This is a genomic window from Aeromonas sp. 130281, from assembly GCF_056642115.1.
Map to the genome: position 1 here is coordinate 266,940 of NZ_JBWVQS010000005.1, position 11,497 is coordinate 278,436.

11 protein-coding genes are annotated in these 11,497 nt (G+C 64.2%); all 11 read right to left on the minus strand.

All coding sequences use genetic code 11. From position 1 onward, the window contains the following. Positions 1–50: 50 nt before the first annotated feature. Positions 51–1,304: a D-amino acid dehydrogenase gene (locus AC1IN8_RS15140; RefSeq protein ID WP_319912521.1), complete on the minus strand. Its 1,254-nt coding sequence runs from the start codon at positions 1,302–1,304 to the stop codon at positions 51–53. A gap of 81 nt (positions 1,305–1,385) precedes the next feature. Continuing rightward, on the minus strand, positions 1,386–1,580 hold the full coding sequence (locus AC1IN8_RS15145; RefSeq protein ID WP_479759438.1) for a hypothetical protein: 195 nt from the start codon (positions 1,578–1,580) through the stop codon (positions 1,386–1,388). Between the two features lie 43 nt (positions 1,581–1,623). Beyond that, entirely contained in the window at positions 1,624–2,544 is a 921-nt protein-coding gene (gene pbpG / locus AC1IN8_RS15150) for a D-alanyl-D-alanine endopeptidase (RefSeq protein ID WP_247625982.1), read from the minus strand. Positions 2,545–2,897: 353 nt separating this feature from the next. Beyond that, positions 2,898–3,350, minus strand: coding sequence for an NUDIX hydrolase (locus tag AC1IN8_RS15155; protein ID WP_479759440.1), 453 nt, complete (start codon positions 3,348–3,350; stop codon positions 2,898–2,900). Positions 3,351–3,487: 137 nt separating this feature from the next. Continuing rightward, on the minus strand, positions 3,488–4,669 hold the full coding sequence (nrfF, locus tag AC1IN8_RS15160) for a heme lyase NrfEFG subunit NrfF (protein ID WP_479759442.1): 1,182 nt from the start codon (positions 4,667–4,669) through the stop codon (positions 3,488–3,490). After that, positions 4,666–5,229, minus strand: coding sequence for a DsbE family thiol:disulfide interchange protein (locus AC1IN8_RS15165; protein ID WP_319916139.1), 564 nt, complete (start codon positions 5,227–5,229; stop codon positions 4,666–4,668). Before AC1IN8_RS15165 ends, nrfF begins: the two co-directional genes overlap by 4 nt. Beyond that, positions 5,226–7,175 carry a heme lyase NrfEFG subunit NrfE gene (gene nrfE, locus AC1IN8_RS15170; RefSeq protein ID WP_479759444.1) on the minus strand — a complete coding sequence of 650 codons (1,950 nt, stop codon included), beginning with the start codon at positions 7,173–7,175 and terminating at the stop codon, positions 5,226–5,228. The genes AC1IN8_RS15165 and nrfE overlap by 4 nt, the downstream gene beginning before the upstream one ends. A gap of 316 nt (positions 7,176–7,491) precedes the next feature. Then, positions 7,492–8,445, minus strand: a complete 954-nt coding sequence (nrfD, locus tag AC1IN8_RS15175) for a cytochrome c nitrite reductase subunit NrfD (RefSeq protein ID WP_479759446.1) — start codon at positions 8,443–8,445, stop codon at positions 7,492–7,494. A gap of 87 nt (positions 8,446–8,532) precedes the next feature. Next, a complete protein-coding gene (locus AC1IN8_RS15180; protein ID WP_479759448.1) occupies positions 8,533–9,213 on the minus strand; it encodes a 4Fe-4S dicluster domain-containing protein in 681 nt (226 codons plus the stop codon). Beyond that, entirely contained in the window at positions 9,210–9,806 is a 597-nt protein-coding gene (gene nrfB / locus AC1IN8_RS15185; protein WP_479759450.1) for a cytochrome c nitrite reductase pentaheme subunit, read from the minus strand. The genes AC1IN8_RS15180 and nrfB overlap by 4 nt, the downstream gene beginning before the upstream one ends. A 51-nt stretch (positions 9,807–9,857) precedes the next feature. Next, positions 9,858–11,300, minus strand: coding sequence for an ammonia-forming nitrite reductase cytochrome c552 subunit (gene nrfA, locus AC1IN8_RS15190; protein WP_479759452.1), 1,443 nt, complete (start codon positions 11,298–11,300; stop codon positions 9,858–9,860). Positions 11,301–11,497: the final 197 nt, after the last annotated feature.

The window sequence follows — 11,497 nt, forward strand, 5'->3', positions numbered from 1 at the left end:
AGGGAGTGCCAGGCACTCCCTCTGTTGCATCTGGTGTTGCGCCCTGGGGGCTAGCCGTAGCGGGCCAGGGTGAGCCCCTCGTCGCTGATGGCGGGGGCGCTGCCCGAGATGAGATCGGCCAGCAAGCGGCCCGAGCCTGCCGCCATGGTCCAGCCCAGGGTGCCGTGACCGGTGTTGAGCCAGAGCCCGGGGATGGGGCTTGGGCCCACCAGGGGCGTGCCGTCCGGGGTCATGGGGCGCAGCCCGGTCCAGAACTCGGCCCGGGGGAGATCGCCCCCCTCGGGGAAGAGGTCCCTCACCACCATGGCCAGGGTGTCGTGGCGTCTGGGGTTGAGCGCCAGATTGAAGCCGCTGAGCTCGGCCATGCCGCCGACCCGGATCCGCTCGTCGAAGCGGGTGATGGCGACCTTGTAGGTTTCGTCGAGCACTGTGCTGCGCGGCGCCCCGGCGGCGTCCGTCATCGGCAGGGTGAGGGAGTAGCCCTTGACCGGGTAGACGGGGAGCTCTATCCCGAGTGGGCGCAGGAAGCCGGTGCCATAGCTGCCCAGGGCGCAGACGATGGCATCGGCCTGCCAGCGCCGCTCACCGGCACGGACCGCCACGGCCCGTCCCTGGGCGAGTTCAACCTCGTCGATGGGGCAGTCGAAGACGAACTCCACCCCGAGGCGCGCCGCCTCCGCCGCCAGGGCCTGGGTGAAGCGGAAGCAGTCCCCCGTCTCGTCCCCCGGCAGGCGCAGGCCCCCCACTATCTTGCCGCGTACCCGCGCCAGGGCGGGTTCCACCTCTTCACAGCCGCTGGCATCCAGCGCCTCATAGGGCACGCCGTACTCTTCCAGCACCTCGATGTCCCGCTTGCTGGCCTCACACTGGGCCGTGCTTCGAAACAGCTGCAGGGTGCCAAGCTGACGGCCTTCATAATCCAGTGCCAGCTCGTCGCGCAGCAACTTCATGCAGTCCCGGCTGTATTCGGCCAGACGCACCATGCGCCCCTTGTTGGTGGCATAGGCCGCCGGGGTGCAGTTGGCGAACATCTTCAGCATCCAGCGCAGCTGGAAGGGATCCGAGGTGGGGCGTACCGTGAAGGGGGCGTGCTTTTGCAGCAGCCATTTGGCCGCCTTGAGCGGGATGCCCGGGGCCGCCCAGGGGGAGGCATAGCCGGGGGAGATCTGACCCGCATTGGCATGACTGGTCTCCAGTGCCACCCCGCCGCGTCGCTCCAGCAGGGTCACCTGATGGCCCGCCTTGGCCAGATACCAGGCGCTGGCCACCCCTATCACCCCACCCCCCAATACGACTATCTTCATCACGTCATCCTTGCCATTGAACATACCAGATTGAATCCTTCGGCAACCCGGGTCCAGCCGACCGGGGTTGCGGGCTGGGCATCACGTTATCATCGGCAGCGGGATCAGCAAATCCGCTTGCTTGAAAATGTGATTTATCACTGCGTTAACATTTATCGCCAGTGTTTCATCATCGTTTTTCATGCCTTGATGATGTTTGCTGCTGGAAATGGAAGGGGCGATCCTTGCCATCGGCGCAAGGGTCAGGGGAGGGGCAGGAGCCTGGAGATCGGCCACAAAAAAACCGCAGGCGAGCGGCCTGCGGTCCGGGGAGATCCGCTTATTGCGCCGAGAAGAGCTTGGGGCGCGGGGTGGACTGGGCGGTCAGGGTCATGCGGCCCGAGGTTTCCAGCCAGGTTCTGATCTTCTTGGCGTCGGCCACCCGCTCATCCGTGGTATTGGCGTGAAGCAGCACCATGACCACGGGCTCATTGTTGACCCGGGTGTCCATCACCAGGCAGCGGCCCGCCTCGCGGATGTAGCCGGTCTTGGAGACCATGATGGGCCAGCTCCCTTCCCGCACCAGGCGGTTGGAGTTGTGGTACTGCATCTGGCGTTTGCCGTTGCGCACCAGTCTGTGCTCTGTGGTGGAGTACTGGCGGATCAGCGGGTAGCTGGAGGCGCTGGCCACCAGCTTGGCGAGATCGTGGGCGCTGGAGACATTGCGGGGGTTTAGCCCGGTACTGTCGGCGAAATGGGTGCTCCACATGCCGAGCATGCGGGCCTTGGCGTTCATCGCCTCGATAAAGGCGCGGCGGCCGCCGGGGTAGTGTCTCGCCAGGGCCGAGGCGGCCCGGTTTTCCGACGACATCAGGGCGATGTGCAACATGTCGGCGCGACTGAGGCGGGAGCCTATGGCCAGGCGGGAGCCGGTGCCCTTGATCCTGTCCACATCGTCCATGGTGACGGTGAGCATCTCGTTGAGGCGCTGGTTGCCATCCAGCACTACCAGCGCCGTCATCAGCTTGGTGATGGAGGCGATCGCCATCACCCGGTTGGCATTGCGTTCAGCCAGGATCTCCCCGGTTCTGGGATTGGCAACCACGAAGGCATCGGATCCCAGGGCGAGATTGGTGCGTGGTGCTATCAGGCTGTTGGTGGAGGAGGAGGTCGCAGAAAACGGGTTGGCATGGGCGCTTTCCATGCTGGCGGGAAGGAGGAAGGCGCCGAGCAGCAGGGGAAGAAAAGGACGAAGGTTCATGGTTTGGCTCTACTACGACTAACAGGGACATTTGGCTAAGTTATATGACGGTAATTGACGCTTCACAACGTCTGACGGCCCGATATTTCCATTTTATGGGATGGCTCACCTTGAAATAGCCGAATTCATGGCTATGGCGCCCTTTGACGGGATTCATAATGAGCCACATCTGGCGCGCACATTGGCCGGGTTCTGCCCGTCATGGGGCGCACTATATGCCCTTTCTGGCCCATCATTGCTACTCTTTTTGCGCCTTCCGGGGCGGCATCGGGTCGAACGCACCATTAATCCTCTTTGTGGCGGTGAAGAGGGGCGCCGGCAGGGGCTGCGAGGGAGCTGTCAGCCGACCCGGATCAGCGCAGTGCCACCCTCATCAGTGGCGAGGGGCGGCGCGCCACAAAATGGTGCCAGACATGGTCATAGAGCGCCTGCTGCCCGGGAAAGCTCACCAGCGCCTTGGCCTCGGTGAGCGAACACCAGCGATACTCGGTGTGCTCGTCGTTGAGAGTGACCGCTTGATTGGGCGGGCAATAGACCACGAACACAGGCACCACCATCACGGTATTCGTGGCCGCATCGTAAAACTGCTCCAGATACTGGCCGTTATAGAGCTCGGCCACTTTGATGCCCGTCTCCTCGCCAAACTCGCGCACTATGGTCTGCCAGCCGGTTTCACCCGCCTCGACCGTGCCCGCCACATGACACCAGAAGCTGCCCTTGACCCGTTTCATCACCAGCAATTTTGTTTCGCCATCGACAGTGGAAAGGGCAACGCCGGAGACGGCTTTGCAGCGAATGGGGATCATGGGAGAGGCTCCAGAAATAGGTTCAATAGGCGCCTATTGTTCGGCCGTCGACGGGAGGTTGGCAAGTGATTTCCCCGTCGGCGGCGCCTGTGCGGGCCAAACGTGACAGGGGCGGTCAGCCCTCATCATGAGTGCTGTCAGCCCCCCATTATTCTTGCCGTCTGGATAGCCTCAATCAGCGCGGCCCGGTTGATGCGGGGGCGCTCGCTGTCGAGCAGTTGTTGCCACAGGGCTATCGCCTGGCTGTAGCGGCCATGCAGGAAGTGATCGGAGGCGAGCAGCATCAGGGCGCTCACTTCCCCCTTGTCCTGCTTGAGGGCGCTAGCCAGCAGGCGTTCGGCCTCGGGGGTGAGCCGCTGACCCGCCTGGTAGTAGAGCACTGTGGCTTGCGCGGCCTGGGTCGCCGCGCTGGCGCCCCCCTCCAGCAGGGCCAGACGCTGGTAGGCGAGCAGGGCGTTGTCGTACTCGTCCCGATAGAGATACAACTGGCCGAGCTCGGCCCAGGCCTTTAGATCTTCGGGGTTGGCTTGCAGGCGCTGGTGCAGGGCGCCGAGCGCCTTGTCCTGCAGATCCCGCGGGCTCAATCCTGCCAGCGGATCGGGGCGGGATTGATAGGCCTGCCAGGCCTGGTAGCGGCCGCTGGCGGCATAAATGCCAGCCACAACGCCTAGCGCCACTATCCCGAGCAGTAACAGGGCGCGCGCGTGCCGCCCGCTGCGGCCGGGGGCCCGGGTCAGCCGCTCGCGCAGGGCCAGCTCGGCGACAGGCGTGGCATGGACAAGGTGGGCGGCGGCCAGCTCCCGATAGAGGGGATCATGGGGAGGGAGGCCTGCCTGCTCCCTTGCCATGATGAGGCGATTCAATGCGCTGCGGGGATCTCTCTCACGCAGATTGACCCTGTCATCGGGCGGAGCGGCCTGCTCCCCTCTGGCCTTCAGGCGGCGACGAAGGAGCCACAGCGCCAGCCCCAGCAGCAGCAGGGGCCCTCCCCACAGCAGTGCCGTGCTGCCCTTGAAGGGGGGATCGTAGCGCACGAAATCGCCGAAGCGCTCCGTCATGCGGGCGATCACCTGCTCATCGCTCTGCCCTTCGTCCACCCAGCGGTAGACCTCGAGGCGCAGATCCCGGGCTATGGGGGAGTTGGACTCCACTAGGTTCTGGTTCTGGCACTGGGGGCAGCGCAGGGCGCGGGCGAGATCCTGGGCCCGGTCTTGCAACTCGGGGTGCTGGAACTGATAGGTGTCGACTCCGCTGGCAAAGGCCCCGAGGCTCAATGCCAGCAAGAGCGGCGCGATCAGGGTGTGGCCGAGACGGCTCATGGTTTACTCTCCCGTACTTGCTCCAGGCTAGGGGTTTTGCTGCGAGCCTCTGCAAGCAGGGGCGCAAACTGGCGCTGCCAGACCTCCTTGGTGAGCTCCCCCGTGTGGCGGCTAAGCAGGGTGCCATCGGCGGCAAAGAGATAGGTCTCCGGCGTGCCGTAGACGCCGAGCTCCATCGCCAGCTTGCCGTCGGGGTCGGCCAGCACGGCGCGATAAGGGTTGCCCGCCTGCGTGAGCCAGGCGCGGGCGGCATCCCCCTTGTCCCGGTAGTTGAGGCCGTAGAGGGGCACGGCGCTTGCCAGCTCACTGAGCAGCGGGTGCTCGGCGCGGCAGCTCGGGCACCAGCTGGCCCAGATGTTAAGCACGAAGGGCTCCCCCTTGAGGCTGGCGGTATGGATAAGGCCCCCATCCAGCAGGTTGTCGCTCTGCCAGGTGGGCAGGGTGCGCCCCAGGGTCGCCTCGTCCTGGCGGTAAGGATCCTTGCCAAGGCCGAGCCAGAGCAGGGCGCCTAGGCCCAGGGTGACTATCAGGGGGAGGAAGAGACGCAGGCGCGGGCTCATGGTGCCTCTTGTTGGCGCAGGAGCTGCGGGATCCTGGCTGGACGGGATGCCAGCAAGGGCTTGCGCCCCAGCAAACGCAGGGCACCACCCGTCATCATCAGGATGCCCCCGAGCCAGATCCAGCGCACCAGCGGCTTATGGTGCAGCCGCATGGCATAGGCCTCCGGCCCCATCTTCTCGCCCAGCACCACGTAGAGATCGCCAAAGAGCCCCCAGGCAATGCCGGGCTCGTTCATGTTCATGGTGCGCACGCTGTAGTGGCGTCGCTCGGGGGTGAGCCTGGCCACCTCGAGACCCTCCTTGTACACGCTAAGAGTGATGCGCTTGGCGGTGTAGTTGGGGCCGAGCAGAGGCTCGCTCCCCTCGTAACGAAATTCATAGGCACCGAGGCGGTAGGGGCGCTCAGCAGAGAGCACAGTGCCTCCCTCCTGGCTGTGGTGACTCACCTGAGCGATGCCGAGGGCGCAGACCGCCACCCCGAGGTGGGCCAGCAGGCTTCCCAGCCGGCTGGCGCTCAGGTCGCGAGTCTTGAATGAGAAATTGAGCAGCAGGCTCGCGATTAGCCAGAGGCTCGCCATATTGGCGAGGATGCCGCTCCAGCCCATGGACCCCTGTTCGCGATAGCCGAGGCTGAGCAGGCCGCCCCCCAGCAGGCCGAGCAGGGGCGGCAGCAGCGTCCCGAGGGGGGAGACCCTGGCAAGGCGCTGCCAGCGAAGGCGCGGGATCTGGGTCATCAGCCCCATCAGACAGAGCGCTAGCGGCACGAAAACAGCGTTGAAGTAGGGGGCACCCACCGAGAGCGACCCCAGATGGAGTGACTGGAACACCATGGGGTAGAAGGTGCCGAGCAGCACGCAGGCGCAGGCCACGCAGAGCAGCAGTATGGCAGCGCCGAGCAGCCCCTCCTTTGACCAGAAACCGAAGCGGGCATAGGGGGCGCGAATGTCCGCCCGCAGGGCAAACAGGGTGAGTGCTGTGGTCAATAGCAGCCCGAGCAGCAGCAAGAGGGTGAGACCACGGCTGGGATCCACCGCGAAGGCGTGCACCGAGGTGAGCACCCCGGAGCGCACCACGAAGGTGCCGAGCAGGCTCAATGCGAAGGTGAAGATGGAGAGCAGCAGCACGCCGTGACCGTAGGCGCCGCGTCGCTCGCAGACGATGAGGGCATGCAAGAGGGCGGTGCCCAGCAGCCAGGGCAGCAGGGAGGCGTTTTCCACCGGATCCCAGAACCACCAGCCGCCCCAGCCGAGCTCGTAATAGGCCCACCAGGAGCCCAGCACTATGCCGGCGGTGAGAAACACCCAGGAGCCGAGCGCCCAGGGGCGGCTCCAGTGGGCCACGGCGCCATCGAGCCGGCCCGAGTGCAGCGCCGCCATGGCGAAGGCGAAGTTGACCGCAAAGCCGACATAGCCGAGATAGAGCAGGGGCGGGTGTATGATAAGGCCGATGTCCTGCAGCATGGGGTTGAGATCGCGCCCCTCCAGCGGTCCGGGGAATTGGCGGTCAAAGGGGCTGGAGAAGATCAGGGTATAGAGGGCAAAGAGCCCTACGATCAGCCCCATGATGGCCAGCACCCGGGTGCGGATAAGGGGATCGACCCGCTTCGAACAGAGCGCGACCAGTGCCCCCCACAGCCCCAGCGCAAAGACGAAGAACAGCATGGAGCCCTCGTGGCCGCCCCACACGGCTGCCAGCTTGAAGCCCGTGGGCAGGGCGCTGTTGGCGTGCTGGGCCACATAGACCAGGGTGAAGTCATCCTGGCCAAAACAGCTGGCGAGCAGCAGCAGGGCGGCCCCGAGCAGGAGCGCGACCAGGAGGGCCAGCGGCTTTGCGCAGCCGAGCAGCGGGCGTGAGGCGAGCCGCAAGCCCAGCCAGGGCAGGGTGCCCTGCAACAGGGAGAGCGCCGCTGCCAGCAGCAGTGAGAGATAGCCGAGCTCCGCCAGCACACAACCTCCGGTTCAATCTTTGATCTCATTTATGTCATGACACACAGGCCGCATCGTCTCCCTTTGGCGGAGAGCATTGCCAAGCAACGGGTGTGGCATCACCAGAAATTCATTGGGCCAGCAACAAGCCAGCGCCAGTCACCCGAGGGCGGCTGGCGCTTGTCCCCCATTTTTATAACCTGTCCACGATCCGTCGCGAGAGGTCGGAAGCTCGGTAAAGAGCAGCGCAGGAACCGGAGTGTATGTGAATACATGAGGATTCCGAGCAGCATATGAGCCTTGATCACGGCCTCGCAGCAGGAGCGTGAACGGGTTGTTATACGACCGTCATCTGGCCGGCATAAAGCACGAAGTAGCGCAGCAGCAGTATCCCCACCAGGGTCAGGCTACAGACCAGCACCAGATAGCCGTTTTGCTCCCGCAGCGGCGCGGGTGCCAGCAGGGCCAGCAGCTGGGGCAGCAGCATGCCGATGCCCACCACCCCGAGCCAGAACACCTGGGCCCAGAAGCCGCCGCCGATGGCGGCCCACATGGCCATCTCTTTCTGGCCGCCACCGAAGTAGAGGCCGGTAAAGAAGCAGACCAGCAGCAACACCTCTACCGCCAGCACCGGCCGCTCGAAGCGGTGGACAAAGCTCACCCCCTGGCTGTGATGGTTCTCCTTGAACAGGGTGACCGCCAGCAAGATGGTGGAGGCGATGCCGGAGCTGACGCCGGAGATGAGGAATAGCACCGGCAGTACCGGGTTGTTCAAGAGCGGATAGGTCTTGAGCGCCGAGAGCAGAAAGCCGGTGTAGGCCCCCAGCAGCACGGCAAGCAGCAGCAGGAGCGGTGCCAGCAGGCGCTCGAAACGAGCCAGCAGGCCTATCAGCCCATCCACAAAGGCGAACTTCTCTTTCAGCAACCGGCTACGCAGGGTCTCGATCTCGGCCCGAAACACCACCCCTAGCCAGGCGAACAGCACCGCCATATAGACCTGGAACAGCATGACCCCCATGGACATCACGGAGTCGAACTGGTAGTGGAACATCAGCTTCCAGAAGGTCCAGGGGCGGGCCAGGTGGAAGATGAGGATAAGCAGCCCCAGGATCACCGAGGCTGGCGCCAGCAGGGCGGTCGCCTTGATGATGCCGCTCTCGCTGCCGGCCCCCTGGCGGCGCAGCAGCACCGAGAGGGTGGTGGCCCCGGCGGAGATGCCGAGCAGAAAGAGATAGATGGCGATGGGCCAGTCCCACACCAGCGAGGAGAAGTGAAATGCGTCATACCACATGATCCATTCCTCCTTCTGTTACTGCGGTAGATGGCGATCGGACAAATCCCCAGACAAGGGAGGGGAAGTGAAATGCCGCTTGTATGGTCATGACGTTATCTCCCCTTTGGGCACGCGGTACATCTTGGGCGAGGTGCCGAGTGCCTGCTTGTAGCGATAGGTGGTCTCCTTCACCAGCCGTTTGGCGATGGGGCTGCCCGGGTCATCCAGATTGCCGAACACCAGCGCCCTGGTGGGGCAGGAGGCCACGCAGGCCGGCTCCTTGCCCGCCGCCAGGTTGGTCTTGCGGCAAAAGTCGCACTTGTCGGCAACCTTGGTCACAGGGTTGATAAAGCGCACCTGATAGGGGCAGGCGGCCAGACAATACATGCAGCCGACGCAGAGATCCGGGTTGACGTCGACGATGCCATCCTCCTTGCGGATATGGGAGGCACCGGTGGGGCAGACGTGTACGCAGGGGGCGTTGTCGCAGTGCTGGCACGATTTGCGAAAGAAGCGGTAGTCGGCATCTGGGAAGGTGCCGATGGGGCCGGAGCGGATGATCTCGAGGCGCGAGACCCCTTCCGGCACCTGATTCACCTCCCGGCAGGCATCCATGCAGGCGGTACAGCCGATGCAGGCCGTCTCGTCATGGAGCATGCCGTAGCGCACTCCGTCTATGGTCTGGCTGTGGGCGAGGCTGGCTGCGCCGGCGCGCACCGGGCCCGTCATCATGATGAGGGCCCCCGCGCCCATCCCCGCCATGAAGTCACGACGAGAGCAGCTCATGGTGCCTCCTCGCCCGCATTGACCTGCAGACCGACCGCCTTGGCTTGATGCTGCTTGCTGTGGCAGTCGACGCAGAGCTTGATGCGGGACTTCTCCGGAATAGCCACCATGGGCTCCCTGGCCGGGTGCAACTGGTGGCAGCTGGTACAGCTGAGTTTGGTGGCGTGCACGTCGTGGGCCCAGAGCGCCTCGCGCAGGGGCCCCGGCTCGTGACAGCTCATGCAGACCCCGTTCTGCTCGGCGATGGGGTAGGTCCCGGTGCTCTGCTTGTTGTTGAAGCTGTCGCTAAAGCGCATCACGTCCTTGACCCCTTCCCTGTGCTGGGGGGAGGGCTGGCCGTGGCAGTTGGTGCAGGTCACAGGTGCCAGGTTGTTGGGGTTGGTCGCCTGGCCATGCTTGCCGTGCATCCCCTCGCTCTGCTCCTTGTGGCAGTCGGTGCAGGCCTTGTCGGGGCTGCGCAAGAACGTCACGTCATGTGTCGCGGGCAGGGCCGCAGGGGCGCTCGTCGCCTCGGCGGCCTGGCCCTGCAGGCTGGTCAGCAGCATGGCTGCCATCAGCATCAGTCGTAAGAAATCCATCGTTAAATCACCCATAGGAAGCCTCCATCCATTGCGAGCCCGGCCTAGCCGGGCTCGCAGGCGCCATTACTGTGCCAGCCGTCCGGCCGCCTTGGCCTCGGCATCCCAGGCGGGGACTGTGGTCTTGAGGAACTGGGCCTTGTCGGCATTCATCTGCTTCATGTCCATGCCAAGGGCGGCCTGGGCCTTCTCCTTGCTGGAGATGTCAGGAATGGCGATCTCGTTGCTGATCCCCTTGGCGGCCAGCAGGCGTGCCAGCCTGGTGCGGGCGTCTGCTGCCTTGTCCAGGGCGGTTCCCAGCATGCGCAGCGCCACTTCTGGGGCGTGCATCTGCACCCCGTGGGAGGCGATGGAGAAGTCCCAGCGCCATTGGGCGTGGCGGATGTCCTGCAGAATGTCCTTCATCTCGGCCTCGGTGGCGCCGGCATCCCAGGCCGCCTTGGCCTCGAAGTGGGCGTGCACCAGCTGCTTCTCGACTCTGAGCTTGAGATCGTGAACCGCGTCCTTGCGCTGCTGGACTATGCCTTGCAGCATCTCCTTGCTCTGGGTGTGGCAGTTGCGGCAGGTCTGATCGAAGCGATCGAAGGGGTTGCCCACCTTGTGATCCGTGTAGACCTTGCCCTGCTCGTTCTGCACCTTGGGCATGTGGCAGTCGACGCAGGCGACGTTGTTCTGGCCGTGGATGCCGGCGCGCCAGGTCTCATATTCCGGATGCTGGGCTTTGAGCATGGGGGTCTTGGAGAGGGCGTGGGTCCAGTCGGCGAAACCGATCTCGTCGTAGTACTCTTCCATCTGCTCAACAGTCGTGCCCTTGTCCCAGGGGAATTTCACCGCCTTGGTGGGGCCGCTGAAGTAGTACTCCACGTGGCACTGGCCGCACACCTGGGACTGCTGATCGAAACGCCCCTGCTCCTTGAACGGCTTGCCGATGGCGGTCATGGCGCGGTCGGCATAGGGACGGGAGAGGTGCAGGGCAGGTTTCCCTTCCTTGAATTCTTTCGAGGCGGTGTCGTGGCAGTCGGCGCAGCCTATGGTGTTGACTATCTCGGGTCCGCCTTTTGCCCACATCCCCTTGAAGTAGCCATCCTCGCCTTTTTCATTGATGACGCGGGCCACGTCCGGGCCCTTGCAGCTCCAGCAGGCCATGGGTAGGGGGCCATCCTCGGCGGTCTTGGGAGCGCCGGTGCGCAGGGTTTCCCGCACGTCGGTCAGGGCGTAGAAGTGGCCGCGCGGCTTGTTGTAATCCTTGGAGAAGGGGTAGCCGGCCCAGAGCACCACCATCTGCGGATCGTCCGCCAGGGCGTCGGTGCGCTCCTTGCTCTCGCTGGTGCCTTTCCAGCTGCTGAACTGATCGGCGTGATCCTTGGCGAACAGCTCGCTGCGCGCCTCTATCTTGCCCTCGGGGGCGGCCTCGTCTGCCTGTGCCAGCATGCTGGTGCCGAGCAGGGCCGTCAGCAGCAGGGTGGCCAGACCCGGCCGAAATGGCTTGTTATGTGAACCCACGGTCATCACTCCCAGATAAAATGTCCATGCCGAGCCTGACCGTTCCATCTTGGTGCGTGGACATCTGTGCCCATGGTTTATGGGCATGGCAGGCCGATTAATTGTTATGACTGCATAGAAAATGTTTTTTATGCATTTGCTCGGGGGGATAATACCAAATGGGTAAAATGGATAATCATTTATCCCTGTGGGAGTTGCGCTAG

What these genes read in the sequence shown, in the direction of transcription:
- AC1IN8_RS15155 (WP_479759440.1), bottom strand. Translation starts at nt 3,350, where the DNA reads ATGATCCCCATTCGCTGCAAAGCCGTCTCCGGCGTTGCCCTTTCCACT.
- nrfA (WP_479759452.1), bottom strand. Translation starts at nt 11,300, where the DNA reads ATGACCGTGGGTTCACATAACAAGCCATTTCGGCCGGGTCTGGCCACC.
- AC1IN8_RS15180 (WP_479759448.1), bottom strand. Translation starts at nt 9,213, where the DNA reads ATGAGCTGCTCTCGTCGTGACTTCATGGCGGGGATGGGCGCGGGGGCC.
- pbpG (WP_247625982.1), bottom strand. Translation starts at nt 2,544, where the DNA reads ATGAACCTTCGTCCTTTTCTTCCCCTGCTGCTCGGCGCCTTCCTCCTT.
- AC1IN8_RS15165 (WP_319916139.1), bottom strand. Translation starts at nt 5,229, where the DNA reads ATGAGCCCGCGCCTGCGTCTCTTCCTCCCCCTGATAGTCACCCTGGGC.
- AC1IN8_RS15140 (WP_319912521.1), bottom strand. Translation starts at nt 1,304, where the DNA reads ATGAAGATAGTCGTATTGGGGGGTGGGGTGATAGGGGTGGCCAGCGCC.
- nrfD (WP_479759446.1), bottom strand. Translation starts at nt 8,445, where the DNA reads ATGTGGTATGACGCATTTCACTTCTCCTCGCTGGTGTGGGACTGGCCC.
- nrfB (WP_479759450.1), bottom strand. Translation starts at nt 9,806, where the DNA reads ATGGGTGATTTAACGATGGATTTCTTACGACTGATGCTGATGGCAGCC.
- nrfF (WP_479759442.1), bottom strand. Translation starts at nt 4,669, where the DNA reads ATGAGCCGTCTCGGCCACACCCTGATCGCGCCGCTCTTGCTGGCATTG.